We start from the raw sequence: 19,924 nt of genomic DNA on the forward strand, positions 1-19,924 counted from the left end.
CTATGGAAAATAATATGAAAGTATCAATGGGATGGATTATTCTTCTAATATTATTTGTCATGTTAAGTAAATACAATTTATATATTGGATTTTCATTGAAGATATATATGATTTTTTTAGTCATATATTTTTGTTTAACAATTAAAGGCTTTCATATTCAAAAGTTATATTTTCATGAAGTTATATTTTTACTGTTTTATTTCATTTATTGTTTAAGCGGAATTCTTTCTATGTATTTAAATGCTAGTATTCGTATGATTTTTGGCGTGCTACTCGTTTTAGGATGCTATTTTATAATGAGAAATTTATTGGGGAATACTGAAATAGTGGTACTTGAATCATCTATTGCTTATGTAGGAATAGTATTTAATGTTGTAAGTCTACTACTCTATATAATCGGTTTACAATACTTTAGTTTATACGGTGGAGAAGAGAGAGAAATTTTTGCTGGATTATTAGTTGATAGAGGATATCCACGGTTAATTGGATTGCTAGATGATCCTAACATTTTTATTTTCTATAATACAATATTTTTTATGTACTATATGACGAATTTGCAAAATATCACTAACATCTTAGGGTTAATTTTATGTGTTACGACGAGTCTATTAACCTTTTCAAGAGGGGGAATATTAGCGCTTGTGCTTGTCATTTTTGTATATATATGTATGTCTAGTTTCGCTAAAAAAATAAAAATAATTATGAGTTTAGTATTGTTTAGTGTAGTTATTTTTAGTTTATCGAATAGTGTAATGGGGGGCCAATTAGATGACATATTAAATAAACGAATTTCTGATTTTTCCCATGATAATGGAAGTGGTAGATTTACATTATGGGAAGCTGCTTTTAAATATTATTTATCCAATCCATATATCGGAATTGGTGCGTTTAACTTCTCGAATTATTATGAGTATCAATTTAATGAAAAATTATATGTACACAATACATTTTTAGAAATTTTGTCTGAGTCGGGTACAATTGGTTTTCTTCTATATAGTGCGTTTTTATTCATATTAATGTTTAAGTTAGCGCAGCATACTTTGTTTCGTGAAAAACCATACCTTCTATTGACTATGATTGCATTTTTATTTCAGATGATGTCATTGTCACTCATTATTAACGAAGCGTTCTTTTTATTTTTAGCAGTTGTTGTGAAGTATATTTCAATATATGAAGGAAGGGGAAAGATAGATGGTAAAATGTCTATCAGCACATAATAAGGCGCCTCATGTTTCTGTAATAACACCTTCTTATAATAGTAGACGATTTATAGGTGAGACAATTTTATCTGTACAGAATCAATCGTATGAAAACTGGGAAATGATTATCGTTGATGACTGTTCAACCGACCAATCTGCCGCAAAAATTAAAGAGATAATAGAAGGAGACTCACGTATTAGGTTATTATCATTAAAAGAAAATGTTGGTGCTGCTAAAGCTCGGAATTTAGCGATTCGAGAGGCGAGAGGAAGGTACATTGCCTTTTTAGATAGTGATGATATATGGTTGCCGCATAAATTGAAGACACAATTGTTATTTATGGAAGAAATGAATATTGCTTTTTCATATGCGTCGTATAGTTTAATTGATGAAAATGGTAATGAATTAAATCGCGAAGTGAGTGTACCAAAATCTGTTGACTATCATTATTTAGTAGGAAATACAATTATCGGGTGTTTAACGGTGATGATTGATCGTGAAAAAATTCCGTATGTCGAAATGCCTAGTGTACAGCCGGAAGATACAGCGTTATGGCTGAACTTATTACATGAAGGGCATGAAGCAAAAGGGATACAGCAAGTATTAGCGAAGTATCGAATTGTAGCAAATTCTGTTTCGAGAAATAAAGTTAGAGCAGCTTTTCGGTATTGGAAATTATTAAGGGACCAAAAAAGTCTTAATGCAGTGCAAAGCTTTTACTATTTTAGTAAGTATGCTTATCATGCTTATAAAAAAAATAAAATCAATGTAGTTGGGAAGACGCAATTATGAATATACTGTTGATGACTGATAAATTGATAACTGGCGGAGCCGAAAATTATTTCTGTAAATTAGAAAATAATTTGCATTATGAGGATTTTAAGATTTATACAGCTGCAGGTGATGGAGAACTATATGAATCCCTTACTAGAAAAGAAAATTTTATCTTACTTAGTCGATGGAATCATTTGAGAAATATTTATTATTTACGAAACGAAATTTGTAAACGAAAGATAGAACTTATTCATGCAAATAGTTTGCGAATGGTATTATATGCTTTTCTACTTCAAAAGTTTATTAAAAAAAGATGAAAATTGTTTATACGAAACACAATGTAACGATATTAGAAAAGAAAATGCCAACGCTTTTTCGGTATTTCATGAATAAATATGTGAACAATATTATTACAGTAAGTGAGTTTGAAAAAAACAATTTAATTTCAATTCATGTAGCAGAAGAAAAAATAAATACAATTTATAACGGTGTTGATATTGAAAAGTTTTTATTCCAGCAGAAAAAGAAAGAATCTACATATAAAATAGGGATATTAGCTAGATTATCCAAAGAGAAAAACCATCAACTATTTGTCAAAATTGCAAATGTGTTGAAAAAGAGAAATGATTTTATGTTTTATATTGCTGGTGATGGACCAGAGAAAGAATCGATTATGAAAGAAATAGAAAAATATGGATTGCAGCAAAGGGTGAAGATGCTAGGGAATATTTCAGAGCCGCATGAGTTTATAGGGAATATGGATGCCTTACTTTTATTATCTTTTCGTGAAGTGTTTCCAATGGTAGTAATTGAAGCGATGGCTACAGGGACACCAATTGTTTCAATAGATGTTGGTGGAATACATGAAGCGGTAATAGATGGAGAGTCAGGTGTTTTGATATCTGAATATTGCGAATCCAAATTCGCAAGTGCGCTTGAGGAACTACAAGGGAATGAAGAAAAGGTAACTGCTATTAGATTGAAAGCACGAGAGAAAGCAATGAGATATTTCTCGTTAACTAAAATGATAGAGGAAACGAAAAATATATATGAATTAAACAAATGACCGAGTAGGTCGTTTGTTTTTTTTATTATAGAAACTTTTAAGAGACAACTCACATATTATATGAAAAAGGTAATATGAGGAGTGAATTTATTTTGTCAGAATATATTTCATCCCAAGAAGATTGTGCGCCAGAAAGTAGCGTTCATATTGATTGTTTTGGCGCAGTTCCAAACTCGGGAAATGATAGCTCATTAGCAATTCAGCAAGCTATTGATTATTGTGTAGCGAATCGAATTTCGACGGTTAGAATTACAGGGGTAAATACGTACAAAATTGTAAAGCCAATTGTTATTAAATCAAACGTAAGATTAGAGTTGGATCCTACCGTAACACTGCAAATTGATGGGGATTTTAATGCATTTGAGCTACAAAGTAACGCTTCGATAGTTGGTGGTACTCTTCAAGTTATAAATCCATTGTTTCAATCTGCTGTTATTTATGTTTCTGGTTCACAACAAATCGAAGTACCTAATCAATCTGTTATATCAAATATAAATATAATAAATACAACTCCATCGTATAAAGGAAAAGCTATACATTTTTATTGTCAAAAGGCATGGGATTTTATTAGTTTCTTTCAAGTTAAATTTATTCAAATTAAAAACTTTCAAACTGCAATACATTTGAAGACAGAATATATAAATGATATCAATACACCTTGCTGGATTAACGCCAATGTATTTCAATCTATATTTATTGATGGATGTGTGTATGGGATTGAAGTAGATGGAAATAGTGATTTGCCAAATGAAAGTTCAGGAAATACGTTTCATGATATTCAAGTGCAATGTAGACAACAAACGGAAAAAGTAATTCGTTGTTCAGGTGCGTATAATACATTTGATTGTATGATTTGGGATACGTACCGGATGAGTAGTGAACAAATTGTTATTGAATTTTCTTCCAATTCTCATCGTAACTACCTTTTTTCAAATCTGCTTTCGACAACTATTGTAGATAAAGGACAATACAATGTTTGTAAGTCTACTTATGAAGAATCCCTACGAATTCAGTTACCTTTGACGTTAAATAGACCTCATTTAATAGGAAATCAAGATGATATTTTAGTAAATGCTCAGCAGAAATATAACGTTAAGCAAGTAAGTGGAAAAGTGCCGTACGGGGGAAATCTCACAAATTGCTTTAATTTAATAGATGAACAAAGTGTAAACTATATTGACGTTCCAGATAGTAATCCAGTTGTAATTGAAATGGATTTTACGAAAAAACCAATACAAATGTTAAATTGTTTTGGAATGTATTTTGGATGGGGAGAGAGCCCAAAGAAAATTAAAATTGAATATGCATTAAGTGCAACTGGAAGTTGGGTTATCGCGTTGGATGTTCCATTAAATGTTGGCGATACAATTATATCGAATATGAAGGCCAGTCAGTTATATAAAGTTAGAATTACATTAAGTGGTTATTCTCAAGATCATAAACGTTTTCGAATTAATCGTATCTTTGCAAGATCTTCTATGGAAAATGGGAGTGCTTGGTTAGCGACGACTGGCGGAAGAATGTTTGGAGATATTGAAATAGAGGCAAGTAAAGGTATAATCATGAAGACTGCTAGTGGAGTGAAATGGAAAGTTACTATTAATGAAGCTGGCCAACTTATTACGACTAAAATAACTTGAGATGGTGTTTAATCGTATATCCTTGGACGAGTTACAACGTAGTGGGATATAGGTAATGAAAAAGAGATTGTAATTTGGTTTCAACCAAACTACAATCTCTTTTTTGTTTCAATTACTTCCACCAAATCCAAGTCCAAAGGTAATTTCGTACATTTCGAGGAGTAATGCGAATGAAGCGTTCACCGTCAAAGAAGCAATTTAAATTTGGAAGTGCTTCATCTGGATTTTCTGGAACAAAGGTGACGATGTTTTCGTTACTTGTAACGGTTACTGTAATTGGTGGATCGGTAGGCGAGACTTGAAGTTGTAACGAAATATTGGCCGTATTTTTAAAGGGATTATTAACAGGGGGCTTATCACTTGTACTGTGAATAACACGATAATTGTTTCGTTTGGTTCCAAATTAGTAGCGACTAGGAAACCGATATTCGGATTCGCTAGTGGAGAGCGTTCACCGTTAATAAAGACAGTGCCATTTATAAATTGTAAACCTGCTGGAATAGTATCTTGTAACGAAATATTTGAGAGTGAAATTTCAGAAGTATTTGTAATGCGTACCGTGTAATCAAAATATTGATTTAAATAAGCTGAGCTGACGGAAGCATTTTTCGTGACTGTTGCAGTTATAACTTGAACTGGTATACGAACGATATTTGAATTAACAATGAAAGTAATAATTGGATCCTGTGGTGTCAACTGAAAAGCAGCGGTAACTGTTGCAGAATTTATAATTGTACTGTTTGAAGGAATAGAAGTTGCGAGAACTTGAAATGTTATAGTTGCTACTGTACCTGCAGATAAAGAACCAATATTAATACCAGTGTCTGGACGAACATTTGGAACGGGAGTGCCGTTAATGGTTACGCTGTTTTCTATAAATGTTGTACCAGCTGGAATTGTGTCTATAACAGAAGTACTGATTGTAGGAATTGGGGAATGATTGAATACCGCTAATGTGAATGTAATGATATCTCCTATAACGACAATAGATTTGTCAGCTGTTTTTTCAATGCGAACCATCGGATCAATAACTGTCGTTGTAACGGTATTTGTTTGTTTTGTAATTGTAATAGGTGGTTTTGTTGGATCAATGATAACGGTATAGGAAACAGAAGCATCATTATTAATTGTAGATTGAAGAGTAGAAGAAGATATTGTCACTTGGAACGTAATAATAACAAATTCATTAGGAGCAAGATTTCCTAACGTAATACCATTTTCAGGATTCTCATTAGGCTGATTGATTCCGTTAATCGTAACACTACCAGCAACAAAAGTCGTATCTATTGGTACGGCGTCTATGGCAAGAAGGTCTTCAATCGTTACATTACCGCTATTCGTAATCGTAATTGTATACGTTAAAGTTTGACCAGGTAAGGCGTTTGTTACATCAGCAGACTTAAAAGCAATGACATTATCATTTTGGACAGTAGTTTTGACAGTATTTGTTGTAGTCGTATTTGTAACAGGTACGTTATTTGGGTTGACTATATAGTTAAAAGTAGTAATTGCGTTGTTGTTTAGTTCATTTGGTGTTGGAATAGAAGTCACAGTTACTTGGAATGAAACGATAGCATCTCCACCAATAGTTATAGTACCAATTGGTATGCCGCTTACTGGATTCACTCCTGGAAGAGTTTCTCCGTTTACAATGACGCTATTTTCTATAAACGTAGTACCTTGAGGAATAATATCTTGAATGATTACATCATTTACTGCAACATTACCGGTTTGATTTAGTGTAATCGTATACGTTAACGTATCACCAACCGTTGCAAATGCAAGGTCAACAGCTTTATTACTATTCAAATTCGCATGATTAATTTCTGTTAAAGCAGCTGATGAAATAATAGTTTCGGTAATAGGTGGTCGATTTGGTACCGTGTATTCATATTCAATTGTACTCGTGTTAGAGATTGGATTTGTTTGTGGAATCGAAGTAACCCGTACTTGGAATAGAATGGTTGCTGTCGTATTAGGCGGAATGTTATCAATTTGTATACCGTTAAGTGGATTGTCATTTGGCCGAGCGTTGCCATTCACGATAACACTATTCTCTATAAAGCTCGTATTTGCTGGGATGATATCTGTAACAATAATGTTTTCTACTTGTATATTCCCATTGTTTGTAATGGAAATAGTGTAAGGGATAATAGTTTGTAGGTCAGCATATTGGATAGGTGTTGTTTTTGTCGCAATTACATTAGCAGAAATAACTTCAGTGAAGGTAATATTGCTAGTGGATATTTGTTCTTCCACGTTTATTGTATACCGAGAAGTTGATTGATTTTGAACATGGCCGCTAGCAGGAAGAGCTACGACGGTAACAGAAAATGTGACTGGGATAGAAATATTAGGAGCAATCGTTCCTACAAGTATACCTGCACTTGGGTTGGCATTAAGCTGAGGAATGTTATTTACTAAAACGCTACCGTCAATAAAGGTTGTTCCATTAGGAATATTGTCTGTAAATACAACAGCAGTGGCATCCGTATTCCCTGTATTCGTTAAAGTTGTTGTATAAGTTAAAATGTCACCAATCGTTACAGAGGTTAAATCAACAGTTTTAAGTGAAACGATGTCAGCATCATTAATTTGAACAAAAGTAGTATTGGAAGTAGTAGATTTTTGAATTGGTGCAAAGTCAGGATTGAAAATAAAGTCGTAGACGACGTTTGCAGTATTAGGTGTTGGATTTACAGCAGGTAAATTCGTAACGGAAACTTGGAATGTTATTGTAGCCATTTGACCTGCTGCGACATTAGGAATGGAAAAGCCGATATTCGGATCTGCTGCAGGAAGTACAGTATTATTAACTACTACACTTCCTGGAATAAATACTGTTCCATCCGCTATAGTATCTGTAAAAAAGATGGAGTTAGTTGTAGCCGATCCATTATTTTGAATGAATACTGTATATTCAATGGTTTCATCAATGTTAGCTAATACAGTATTAGTGGACTTTGTAGTAATAAGAATAGCATCAATAAATTGTATGTTTGTAGCATTGGAAGAGGTCGTTTCTGAAATTGGTGGTGTGCTTGGGTCTGGTCGATACTCATAGTGAATGACGGCGATATTATTAATGTTATTTTGTGGCGGTATAGAGACTACGCTTACTTGGAACGTAACAATAATCGTATTATTTGGAAGAATTATATCAAGATTGATACCTGTAATTGAATTTTCGTTAAGTCTTGGTACGCCATCTACAAGAATGCTATTTGGAACGAATGTGGTGCCAGAAGCAATTGCGTCAAGTAGGAGAGTATTTGTAATAGGTATTGTACCAGCGTTTGTAACTGCGACTGTATATGTGATGATTTGACCGATACGTGTAATGGATCTGTTAGCGGATTTAATTGCACTAACATTTGCCGTCCGCACTTCAGTATTTACTGCATTTGATAACGATCTACGCTGAATAATTTGAGAACTAGGGTCAATTTGGTATTTGTACGAGGTGTCTGAAATATTAATGACTACATTGCCAACTAGTATATTTGTAAGTTGTACTTGGAATGAAATAGTGACTGTTTCATTTGGTTGTATCGTGCCGAGAGTTACTCCGTTTTCAGGATTAGCGCCAGGCTGAATTACATTATTTATTGCTAAGCTATCTTCAATAAATATAGTACCTTCTGGAATGTTATCAATGAACACGGTATTGTTAGCTGGAACGGTTCCTATATTTTGTAGTGTATTTGTGTAGGTAATAATTTGCCCGATTGATGCGAAAGTTATATCCGCGCTTTTAACAGAAATAATATTTGCGTTTTGAAGTGATGTTGTAACAATGTTAGAATTTGCAGAGCGATTCACTGGTGGGGCTGTAGGGATACTTACATATTGGTAAGTTGCTGAAGATTGATTTACAATTTCGGTTTCAGTAGGTGGATTATTTGTTTGCACTTGAAATAGTATCGTTTTGGAACTGTTAGCTGGAATTGTTCCAATCGGTATTCCGTTTTCAGGATTTACACCTGGCTGAAGGACACCGTTAATTGTGACACTATCGGGAACGAATGTAGTCCCAGCTGGGATAGAATCTGTGAAAACAATATTTATTGCGTCAACATTACCGATATTTTTCACTTCAGAAATATAAAGTATAGTTCCGCCAATATCTACAGTTGTTGGATTGGATGTTTTTGTAATTGTCAATTGTGCTTGCACGAAATTTGTAATGACGATATTACTAGTAGATGTTTCAGTAATAGGCGATTGCCCTGGGTCTGGTTGGATTGTATATGTTGTATTGGATTGATTTGTAATCGATTCTCGCGAGAATGAATCTTTAATAAGAATTTGGAACGAAATAAGGTGAGTAGCGTTTGCTGCTAAGGTAGGTAAAGTAACACCTACATTTGGATTGGCACCAAGTATAGTTGTTCCATTAAGTGTAAAACTATTTTCTACGAATGTAGTATCTTGGGGAATCGTATCTGAAAATATGAGATTCGTAGCTGGAATATTTCCGGTATTTTCTAGTGTTATTGTGTAAGTCAAAATATCACCTGTTGTTGTTTGAGGTGCATTGACTGCTTTTAAAGAAAGGATAGTTGCATCCGAAATTTGTGTGAAAGCAGGATTAGACGTAATTGTTCGAGAGATGATAGGAGCAGTTGGATCGGCGATAAAAGTATAGTCAATACGGGCTGTATTAGAAATTGGGTTCACGCTTGGTATAGATTGAACGATAACCTGGAATGTTACAGTGACGATTTCTGACGGTGTGATGGAGTTTAATGGTATTCCTACGTTAGGATCGGCACCTGGAACAGAAACACCACTAATGGTAACGCTATTCGGAATAAATGCAGTTCCTTCTGGGACCAAATCTGTTAAAGTAACTGTATTTGCAGTAGTATTTCCGTTATTTTGAACGACTACTGTGTAAGTGATTGTACCGTCAGTAGATTGTACGAGAGAATCTGTACTTTTAATTACGGATAACGATGCATCAACAACAGCTGTATTAACCGTATTAGACGAGGATGTTGCTGTAACAGGAGGTTGACTTGGATCGACAATATACGTGTAACTTGTAAGTGCTTGATTTATAATCGCTCCTTGCGGTGGAATAGAACTTGCAAGAAATTGGAACGTAATAGTAGCGGAATCACCTGGTGCGATAATACCAACTGGAATACCGAGAGTTGGACTTGCATCTGGAAGTGAAATCCCGTTGAGCGTAACACTATTTGGAACAAATAATGCTCCTTCAGGAACTCCGTTAATGAGTAATACAGAGTTTGCAGGGAAGTTTCCAGTATTCGTTAATGTTGCTGTATACGTAATTACATCCCCGATAGATACAATTGAACGATTTGCTTGTAAAACAGTTGTAACAGTCGCATTATTAATTTGTGTTGAAGCGCTATTAGAATTTATCGTGCCTGTAACAGGAGGAGAGGCCGGATCAACGATGAATGCGTATTGAATAGATGCTACGTTTGTAATCGGATTTGAAGGTGGAGTAGATGTAACTATGACTTGGAAAGTAACGGTTAAGGAACTACCTGCGCTAACTGTTCCGATATTCACTCCGTTATTTGGATTTGCGCCTGGAATGGTACTTCCATTTACAGCAAAACTATTTTCAACAAAGGTCGTTCCAGTTGGAACTGGGTCTGAGAAATTTACATTCGTAGCGTTTGTATTGCCGTTATTTTGAATCGAAACTGTATAAGTGATCGTATCTCCAATATTTGCAAAGGCTGTATTAGCAGTTTTTACAGCTGAAAGTATGGCTGTATTAATAGAAGTAACGAAGACATTCGTTTCCACATTGCCAGGCTGAGCCAGTAATGCATTGCCTACGTTATATTGGAAGTTAACAAATCCTAAGTTTTGGAGTTCAGGTGTGAACGTTGTTGGATTACTTACGATTTGTACTTGGAATATGATTGTAACAGTTTGATTTGGACTGATTGTATTTATGCCAACACCGTTAATAATCGAAGCGGATGGTAATGGAGTGCCATCAACAATAACTGATCCTGCAACAAATTGTGTCCACGATGGTAAAGGGTCTGAGAATATAGCGTTGTTAGCAGGAATATTGCCTGTGTTCGTAATAGTCGTTGTATACGTAATCGTATCACCAATCGTTGCAAAAGTTTTATCTCCTATTTTAATAGTATTTAAAATAGCACTTTCAATTTTTGTTGTAACGTTGTTAGAAATAATATTTTTTGAAACTGGAGGATTAGCTGGATTAACGATATGTTGAAAGCTAACGCTAGCTTGATTAGTAATTGGATTTATAGGCGGAATTTCATTGGCGATAATGTGAAATGCTACGATGACAGATTCGTTTGGCGCGATATCACCGATTGGAACGCCTGTAATGATATCTGCATTTGGGATGCTAGTTCCGTTCAGTGTAAAGCTATTCGGTTCAAAGGAAGTTCTGTCTGGAATAAGGTCGGTAAAAATAACATTCGTTGCACTCACATTTCCGCTATTTGTAATTGTAACGGTGTAGGTAATATCCTGCCCGATATCTACCGTAGATACATTTGAATTTTTTTGTGCAGTAAGGATAGCGCTATTAATTTGTGTTGTCGTTGTATTAGATTGATTGGAAGTTGTAATAGGTGGCTGGCTAGGATCAACGACATAATGATATGTGGTAGAAGCAGAGTTAGAAATGGGATTAAGTGTTGGAAGTGTAATAACAGTTGCTTGGAATGTAACGATTGCCGTATTACCACCATTAATGGAACCAATATTTACACCAGTTGATAAATCGGCGTTTGGAATGGTTTGCCCATTAGCTGTGAAACTATTTGGAACGAAACTTAAATTGCTATCAAGAATATCGATAATAGTTACATCAGTTGCGGTCACATTCCCGGTATTAGGAAGGTTAAGTGTAAATGTTATTGTATTACCAACATCCGCAAAAGTAAGATTTGCTGTTTTGGTGCTAATAATAGTTGCGTTGTTTATTTGAAGGAGTGTAGTGTTGGAAGTAGCTGCACTTGAAACGGGAGGATTAACAGGATCAACAGTAAATTCATACGTCGTTGATGCTTTATTTGGTGCTGGGTTACTAGGGGGAATATTGTTTACTGTAACTTGAAAGACGATGCTATATATTTCATTTGGTGGAAGTGTTGCAAGTAATACACCTGTATTTGGATCCGCGTTAGGTTGTAAAACGCCATCGACAGTTAATGTGTTAGGAACAAATGTGAGTCCACTTGGTAATGCATCTGTGAATACAATATTAGTTGCATCGGTATTGCCTACATTGGTAATAGAAGTAGTATAAAAAGCAGTTTGCCCGATATCTGCAAAGGATACACTTTCATTTTTGGTCATAGATAATATGGCTTCTTTAATTTGGGTTGAAACAGGATTGCTAATTGAAGTTTCTGCTTCAGGTGGTGAGACTAATTGATACGATGTTGATGAGAAATTTACAATTGGGTTTGCGGTTGGTAATGATGTTACAGTAACTTGGAACGAAACTGTTACTGTAGTCCCGGCTGTTATTGTCCCAATATTCACACCGTTCGATGGATCCGCCCCGCTTTGAGGAACTCCATTAATAGAAAATGTGTTTGCAATAAATGTAGTGACGCTTGGTACGGTATCTGTAAATATAACATTTTGTGCGGATGAGTTTCCATTGTTTGTTAAAACGACAGTATAAGTGAGTGTGTCTCCAATACGACTAAAGGATTTATCGACTTGTTTTAATGAAAGAATGTTAGCTGTATTAATCGTAGTAAACACTGTGTTTGAAGTAACGTTTCTTGAAACAATAGGTGCATTGGGATCAGCGATAAATGTGTAAGAAGCAGTAGCGGAATTGGCAATAGGATTTTGAACAGGGGTAGAAGTAGCGGTCACTTGAAATGCTATAGATATTGAGCTGTTAGGGGCAATTGATCCAATCGTTATGCCTGTATTAGGATTCAATCCAATTTGTGTGAGTCCATTTATTGTAACGCTATCAGTAATAAATGTTGTACCATTTGGTATAAGATCCGTGAAAGTAATATTAGTTGCATTTGTATTACCGTTATTCGTTAAAATTGTCGTATAGGTTATGGTATCGCCTAGTGTTACAAGGGTTTGATCGACCGATTTTACCATCGTTATCATAGCATCTAATACAGGATTTGTAGCAATATTCGTTGAAGTAGAGGTAGTAGCAGGAGCGCTGTTTGGATCAACAGTATAAGAATATAAAATTGTGTCATTACCCATAATTGAACTGGAAGGGGAAACGGAAATAACATTTACTTGGAAAGTAACAGTTACCGTTTCACCAGGAGCGATATTTGGTATATTTACTCCAAGTGCTGGTTGCGCACCAGACTGCTGAACGCTATTTATTGTGACTGAATTTGGTATAAAGGTAGTGTTAGCTGGAATAGCGCTTGTGAAAGTAATATTCGTTGCGGCTGTATTTCCGGTATTTCTAATAGTAGTTGTATACGTAATCGTATCTCCAACTGAAACTATAGATTTATCAGCACTCTTTTTTGTTGTTAAAATTGCACTATTAATAGTTGTCGAAACCGTATTAGATACATTCGTTTGCGATACGGCAGGTTGGCTAGGATCGACCACATGTGCAAATTGTACAGAGCTAGAATTAGAAATTGGATTTATACTTGGAATGTTTGTAACAAGTACGTTAAGAGTAATCACGGCCATTCCATTTGGGTTTATATTTCCAATCTGAATTCCGTTAGCTGGATTTCCGATTTGCTGTGTACCAGAATCGTTTGTAAGAGTGCCAGATATGAATGTCGTTCCATCAGGTAAAGTATCCGTAAAAATTATATTTTGTGAAGTGACATTTCCAGGGTTACTTAATGTAATTGTATAAGAAATTGTATCGCCAATTGTTGCGAAAGTTTTATTTACAGATTTGATTGCCACAATTTCCCCAGAATTTATTTGTGTCGAAACCGGATTGGACGTCGTACTTCTTGAAACGAGTGGTAAGTTTGGACCTGTCATAAATTGATAATTAATGGAAGCGCTGTTTACAACCGGTGAGTTTGGTCCGCCTGGTCCAATTGTGAAAATTGGATTTGGAATGCTAACTACTTGCACACGGAAGGTAACGTTTATAAAATCTCCAGCAATAATATCCCCAATCGGTATCCCATTCGCTGGATTTACTCCAGGCAATAAAACTCCGCCTACTCGAACGCTATCTTCTATAAATACTGTGTTATTTGGAATCGGATCTGTAAAAATGATATTCGTAGCAGTTGCGTTTCCTATATTATCTAATAAAACAGTATACGTTAAAAATGAATTTCCAGGTGCTACGTCAGAAAATAGTCGATCTACACTTTTCGTTGCTTGAATAATCGCTTCGTTAATTTGAACTAAAGTTGGATTACTTGTAGCTGTTTCTATCACCGGCGGCTGGGTAGGATCAATAATGATCGAGTATGTTGTGCTAGATTGGTTCAAAGTTGGGTTTGTAGCTGGTATTGAGCCAACGATAGCTTGAAAGCTAATTGTTGTCGTTCCTCCAACTGGAATTGAGTCTAAAGAGATTCCGCTATCTGGTCTAAATCCAAGTTGTGGGATTGTATTAATTTGTACGCTATCAGGAACGAATGAAAGTTCAGGTGGTAATATATCGATAAAAACAGGTGTGTTTGCTGAAGTATTTCCGCTATTGGTGAGGATAGTTGTATACGTAATTGTATCTCCAACAGCAGCAAAAGCACTGCTTGCAGTTTTTGTTGCGATAACGGAAGCAGTATTTACTTGTGTAAAAGTTTTATTAGATTGAACTGTTCGTGAAACTGGCGGTTCATTTATATCTACAATAAAGCTATATTGAAGCGATGATTTGTTCGGGATTGGATTCGGGTTTGGAAGTGTTGTAATGTTTACTTGAAAACTGAGTGTAGCAGATGCATTTGAATTCAAGTTACCAATATTGATACCGTTTTGTGGATTTGCATTAGTAATAGTTGTTCCATTTACCGTAAAACTATTTGGAATAAACGTTGTACCATTTGGAATTACATCTGTAAAAATAACATTGTTTGCGGTAGTATTACCGGAATTAGTAATGGTAGAAGTGAAAGTAAGTGTATCTCCGATAGTAGCGAATGTTGAATTGACAGTTTTATTTATAGAAAGAGTAGCATCAATAATTGGAGTAACCGTTGTATTCGTAATTGTACTATTGACAGCAGGTGATTGGTTGGGATTCACGGTATATTCATAATTTACAAGAGCATTATTTGTTAATGTGCCACTAGGTGGTATCGCTAAAATTTGTGCTTGAAAAGTAATGAATACAGTATCTCCTGGCGAAATATCTGCCAAGTGAATACCAAGTGATGGATCTAATCCTGGTTGTGGGACATTATTAATCGTTACGGAGTTTTGGATAAATGAAGCTCCTGCACCAAGCCCATCCGTTAAAACAGTCGCACTAGCAGGAGTATTACCTGTATTTGTTACTGCAATCGTATAGGTAACGATATCGCCAATTGCAGCTGTCGGTGTATTCACAGACTTAGTAGCGACAATAGTAGCGTTATTAATTTGAGTTGTTATTACGTTACTTAACGTATTGGCGGATGCTGGAGGTAAGTTAGGATCTACGACGTACTGGTACGTTGTATTGCTTTGGTTCGGGATTGGATTTGGATTCGGGATAGAATTTACTTGTACTTGGAACGAGATGAGCGTATTTGCATTCGGATTTATTGGATCAATGGCAATTCCACTTGCTGGATTTACATTAGGCAGTGTATTCCCGTTTACAGTAACACTATTAGCAATAAATGATGTCCCGTTTGGAATTACATCTGTAAATATTACATTTGATGCAAGTGTGTTCCCGTTATTCGTTAAAGTAGTCGTGTACGTAATAATATCATTTACGTTAGCAAACTGTTTATCTGCAGATTTAGTAGCGGCAATTGAGGCGTTATTAATAGTTGTCTGTACAGTGTTAGAAGCAACCATCTGCATCACAGCAGGTTTGGATGGATCATACGTATATTGGAATGTTGTGCCTGATTGATTTGTAATTGGATTTACAGTAGGGATAGTTGGTACAAAAACTTGGAATGCAACGGTGCGTGATGAATTCGCTCCTATTGTACCAATTGAAATGCCGGTAGCAGGATTTGCGTTAGCTACAGGGACATTATTAATCGTTACAGTATTAGGAATGAAGAGGGTACCCGCTGGAATGATATCTGTAAACGTTACATTAGCGGCAGGGATATTCCCGTTATTTGTTAAAATAGTCGCATATAGTATGACATCACCAACATCAGCGAAGTTTGTACTCGTTAGTTTTGTAGCAACGATATTAGCAGTATTAATTTGTGTAGTTACTATATTGCTAGCAGCGTTTCTAACAAGAGCAGGTAAATTTGGATCAGCGATAAAGCTATATTGAAGTGAAGCGCTGTTTTGAATTGGGTTTGGTGAAGGTAGCCCATTTGCACTTATTTGAAAAACAATCGTTGTAAAACCACCTGAAGGAATGGAGCCGACTTGAAGACCGGTACTAGGGTCTGCACCTAGTTGTAAAGCACCACCTATAAAAATACTATTTGGTACGATTGTGGTGCCATTAGGGATTATATCGGTAAAAATAACATTATTTGCTATAGTATTTCCAAGATTAGCTAAAGAAATTGTATATGTGATTGGTTGCCCGACATCGGCGATAGTTAAATCTACTTCTTTGACAATCACTACATTTGCTAAATTAATTTGTGTACTTACAGTGTTACTTACAGATGTTTCTACAGTTGGTGGATCGCCCGGATTTAGAATAAAACTATACTGTGTACTAGATGAATTTATCGTTGGGTTTTGTGTTGGTAAAGAGGTGACGGTTACTTGATAAGAGACGGTAAGTGAGCCGTTAGCAGCAATGGAAGGTAGTGGAACACCTATATTTGGATCTGCGTTATTTTGGAGTACACCATTAATAAGAAAAGTGTTTGGAATAAAGGTAGTACCGTCTGGATTCGTATCTACGAAAGTAGGACTATCAGCAGAAACACTTCCTGCATTCGTCAAAGTAACAGTATAAGTTAATATATCCCCTACGGTAGCGAACGCTCGATCCACTGTTTTGGCTGAAATGACATTTGCATCGTTTACTTGAGTAAATGTAGTGGTTGAAGTAGTGTTCTTACTTACAGGTGAAGCGTTTGGATCAACAATAAAGTTATAGGAGATGGAAGCGCTATTTGAAATAGGGTTTGGATTTGGAATGCTAGTTATTACTACTTGGAATGAAGCTGTAATTGTAGTATTAGCATTGATGCTACCAATATTGATGCTAGTTGGTGTAACGCCTGGTTGAGTAACACCGTTAACTATAACGCTATTTGGTACAAAGGCGGTTCCATTCGCAATTGAATCGGATAGTAATACATTGTTCGCTGCAACATTCCCATCGTTAGTAAGAGCGAAGGTGTAAGTTAATACATCGCCAACTTCCGCAAACGTTTTATCTACAGATTTATTAGCATGGAGATTTGCTAGTCTAATTGTTGATGTAACAGAATTAGAATTTGCTGTCTTTGAAGTCGGTGGCAAATTTGGATTTACAGTATATAGATAAGAAGCGAAGGCATTATTAATGATAGGATTTTGGGTCGTAATATTGATGACTGTTACTTGGAAAGAAAGGGTAAAAGTAGCCCCGCCAGGAATTGTGCCGATAGGTAAAGCGACGAGAGAATCTACATTTTGCAAAACTCCGTTTAGTGTTACAGTACCAGGAGTTAATATCGTTCCATTTGGAAGTGGGTCTGTTAGTTGAACGTTATTAGCGGCCGTATTTCCACTGTTTGTAATAAGGATTGTATAACTTATCGTTTCGCCAATTGTGGCAAATTGTTTGTTAGTTGATTTTGTTAATGTTACATTCGCATTGTTAATTTGAGTGGAAACGAGATTAGAAGAAATGTTTTTTGTAACGGGTGATTGGCTAGGGTTGACGGTATATTGATAAGAAGCACTTGATCCGTTAGATACGACATTTGACGCGGGTATTGTATTTACTACTATTTGAAATGCAACATTTTTTGTTGTGCCGCTTGGGATGGATCCAATATTCACGCCGTTAGCGGGATTTGCGCCCACTTGTGTCGTGCCATCTATTGTTAAACTGTTTAGAACGAAAGTTGTTCCAGTAGGGATGACATCTGTAAAAATAACATTGTTCGCATTTGTATTACCTGTAGCTGTAAAGGAAACGGTGTACGTTAGTGTATCACCAATATCTGCAAAATTTTTATCTACTGCTTTCGTCATTGTTACAGTAGCATTATTCACTTGAGTGGAGACAATATTTGTCTTATCAGTCCCACTTACTGCTGGTTGATTAGGTACAGGAATGTATTGATATGTTGTTGTTCCACTATTTAATATTGGGTTTGTTTGAGGGATAGAAGGAACGAGTACTTGGAATGAAATAGTAGTAGTGGAATTTGCGGCAATTGACCCAATTGATATACCATTAGCGGGATTTGCTCCAGCTTGAGTAACTCCGTTCACAGTTACACTCCCTGGAATGAAAGTAGTCCCGCTAGGAATCGGATCCGTATATATCACATTCGTTGCAGCGATATTTCCTATATTAGCTAAGGCAATACTGTAAGTTAATGTTTCACCAATATCGGTAAAAAGTTTGTTAACTGATTTTGTTCCATTAATATCTGCGAGGTTAATTTGTGTTCCAGCAGAGTTGCTTGTTGCAAGACCATTAAAAGTTGTTCCTCCGGCGATTGGTGTATATTGAAATGTAATATTAGCAGTGTTAGAGATAGGATTTTGACTTGGAAGAGAAACGACAGTAGCTTGGAAAGTTACTGTACGAGAAGCACCATTATTAATTGTTCCAAGAGATATACCAGCCGCAGGATTTGCATTTGTTTGTGGTACGTTATCTACTGTTACAGTGCCGGGTATAAAAGAAGTACCGCTAGGGAGACTATCTATAAAAATAGCGTTATTGGCAGGAAGAAGCCCGGTGTTAGGGATAGTAACTGTATAAGTGAGAATATCTCCAATTGCAGCAACACTTTTATTCACGCTTTTCGTCGCTTGTATATTTGGTGAGTTTATATTAATTTGTAAGCCTACTGTATTTAACATATATGCGTCTCCGTTAGTAGTTAAACGGATTGCGGCGGATACTTGTGAGTTTGTTAAATAAGGAGAAATATCAATGGAAGTAATGTCCCAGCCCTGTCTTCCTGCGGAGATGTTTGTACTTGTAGAAGCACTTTGATTTCGCGTTCCGAATGTCCCTGTTGTATCTAAGTTTCCTGCAGCATTATTAACTTGAGAACCGAAGAAATTATTTATAGCATTGTTTGGTCCAGATAAAGCATTTAATGAACTGAAATTTGGTCCAAATAAAGCTTGATCCCCGGTTAAATCTGCATCTCCTTCGGTAGAACTTAAAAATAATCTCCCGCTTACTGGTCCTCCTGAAGGTGTTAAAAATCCAGAAACAGATACATCGGCACTACCAGTTTCTGCAGAAACACGGTTACCAGCTACATAAATGGTTAAGTTTCTTGCTGGCAATGTCCCGTTTTGATAAGCGACGATAAGTGTCCATCCAGCCGAATTAATTGTTCCATTAGAAGCATCTATAGGATCTACAAGTCCAGGAACCGCTCCTGTAGTATAGGAACCAGCACCTCCCGCTTGAATAAGAGTTGTTACGTCTGCTGAACGAGTGTAAAAGCCAAATGTAATAGAGTTTGAAACGAAAGTTTGATTTGAAGCCGTAACAGCTGAAGGAGTAATCGAGTATGTTGAAACAGGTGTTGTAAAAGAAACTGGGTTTCCTAATACACTTGTAATGTTTTGATCACGAGATAAATAGTTTCCACCCCAAACGAGTTCTGCGTAAAGAATAGTACTACCAGCAGGGATATTTAAAATAGCGGTAGAACTATTTTGTGTATAGTTTAACGTTGTACCAGCAGGAAAAGTAGGTACTTGTAAAGCAGTATTTGTAGTTGCAAATGCACCAATTGCCCCGATTGTACCAGCACGGTTTTGATTGCTGATCTTACTTAAGCCTAAAGTATTACCTGTAATAGCGAGTGCGCCGTTAGTGGTGGTAGAAAATCGATTCGTAATGGGCATGTTGTCACCTCATTTCCAATATAGTCTTGGTCAAAATAGGATATGTGTGTGATAAATAAATGGAAACATGTACAAGTTGATTTGATAATAATGATTTAAA

At 35.9% G+C, this 19,924-nt stretch carries 3 protein-coding genes and 2 pseudogenes; 4 read left to right on the forward strand and 1 reads right to left on the reverse strand.

All coding sequences use genetic code 11. The features are described from left to right. Positions 1–2: 2 nt before the first annotated feature. The 4 genes and pseudogenes from N2V80_RS08005 to N2V80_RS08020 all read left to right on the forward strand — a co-directional run bounded on the left by N2V80_RS08005 (position 3) and on the right by N2V80_RS08020 (position 4,680). Positions 3–1,217, forward strand: a complete 1,215-nt coding sequence (locus N2V80_RS08005) for an O-antigen ligase family protein (protein ID WP_061655915.1) — start codon at positions 3–5, stop codon at positions 1,215–1,217. After that, the gene (locus N2V80_RS08010) at positions 1,192–1,992 is read left to right on the forward strand and encodes a glycosyltransferase family 2 protein (protein WP_000237694.1); all 801 of its coding nucleotides are present in this window, start codon (positions 1,192–1,194) and stop codon (positions 1,990–1,992) included. The genes N2V80_RS08005 and N2V80_RS08010 overlap by 26 nt, the downstream gene beginning before the upstream one ends. Further along, positions 1,989–3,040 (forward strand): annotated as a pseudogene (locus N2V80_RS08015) (glycosyltransferase family 4 protein). Before N2V80_RS08010 ends, N2V80_RS08015 begins: the two are co-directional and overlap by 4 nt. A gap of 92 nt (positions 3,041–3,132) precedes the next feature. Continuing rightward, on the forward strand, positions 3,133–4,680 hold the full coding sequence (locus N2V80_RS08020; RefSeq protein ID WP_006928703.1) for a hypothetical protein: 1,548 nt from the start codon (positions 3,133–3,135) through the stop codon (positions 4,678–4,680). Positions 4,681–4,792: 112 nt separating this feature from the next. On the opposite strand, the pseudogene N2V80_RS08025 reads toward N2V80_RS08020, so the two are convergent. Beyond that, positions 4,793–19,824, reverse strand: a pseudogene (locus N2V80_RS08025) (cell surface protein). Positions 19,825–19,924 lie beyond the last annotated feature (100 nt).

The sequence above is a fragment of the Bacillus sp. FSL W8-0640 genome, from assembly GCF_038007725.1.
Taxonomy (GTDB): Bacteria; Bacillota; Bacilli; order Bacillales; family Bacillaceae_G; genus Bacillus_A; species Bacillus_A cereus.